Raw genomic sequence first — 1,112 nt, 5'->3', positions numbered from 1 at the left:
AAAACGCAAGTTGCTATTTCTACAGGCGAAAATGAAATGTTCAATGAACTAAAAAGGCAAAATAGCCGAGATATTTCTGCTGAGAAAAAGAAATCGTTCAATTGCGTGACTGAAAAGCAACGCTTTAGAAAAATTAGTTCAAAACTTAAAAGATGACATCATCCGTCCTTTAAGCCAGTTCTGCCAGTCAGTTTTCTTGGGCTTGAAAGCTAAAGAATCAGGTCAATCACGGATGGTTGAGTCATTCTTGGATAACGCCATGAAAGATATGTTGAACCTGCCACCCAGCATGCAGGTAAAAGCAAAGCTGTTGTTGGAATCAGTAGAACTGCGCAAAAGGAATCTTGAGCGCAATAAGACCGACCAAAAGTCTGAAAGCGATACGTTTGAAAGGTAAGTTAGTTAAGTTACTTAACTTAACTAACTTACTAACTTTCATTAAAAAAACATAATAATGGTGAACAGCATGGCAAGGCCGAAAACTTACACTGATGAAGACCTCATCCAAGCCGCTAATGAGCTGATTAGCAGAGGAAAGAAGCCTAGCGGGTGGCGAATTAGAGAGTATTTACAAAGAGGAAAAAGCTCTTCGATTCAATGACTGATTTGGAAAGGCTCATTGCGTGACGGTAGGATTCCAGAAGCATCAAAATGACCACCCCATCAGCAACAACTCAAGTAAGAACCTCATATGAGCTACCAGCGGAAATTCAGGATCTTCTCGAAAGAAAGGAATACGATATCTCTACATCACTTCGAGATATTGTTATTGCTAYGAATGACAGTATTCATACCCATTTTGAGTCAATTACTTACACACGCATTAGAGAAGCAGAGGCAATCAGCCAACACGCGATCAAACAAAAAGAGCAGTCAGAGGGAGAAGCTTTGGATATTGAACAGACTCTCCAAAGGGCTACAGATGCAAATGATGAACTAGAGGAGAAAATTGAAGCTCTGCAATCTGAGCTAGTCGAATCACAAAACGAGAAATCTGAGTTATTAAAAAATATCAGTCAACTTACGAGTTCACTCAATCAAGCAAATGACAGGTTAGAAAACCAGCAAGATACCATTTATGGTCTCCAAGCCAATCTATCAAAAGTCGAGAA

General features: G+C 39.5%; 1 protein-coding gene and 1 pseudogene. Both read left to right on the top strand.

All coding sequences use genetic code 11. The annotated features are described in order from the left end of the window. The first annotated feature begins 232 nt into the window (after positions 1–232). On the top strand, positions 233–397 hold the full coding sequence (locus tag CIK04_RS34700) for a hypothetical protein (protein ID WP_325205967.1): 165 nt from the start codon (positions 233–235) through the stop codon (positions 395–397). 254 nt (positions 398–651) lie between these two features. Next, positions 652–1,112: pseudogene (locus CIK04_RS28745) on the top strand (hypothetical protein); the annotation flags it as partial.

It is taken from the genome of Vibrio sp. 03_296, assembly GCF_002265885.1.
Note: the sequence above shows the minus strand (reverse complement) of the source record. Positions and strands in the feature narration are given on the sequence as shown.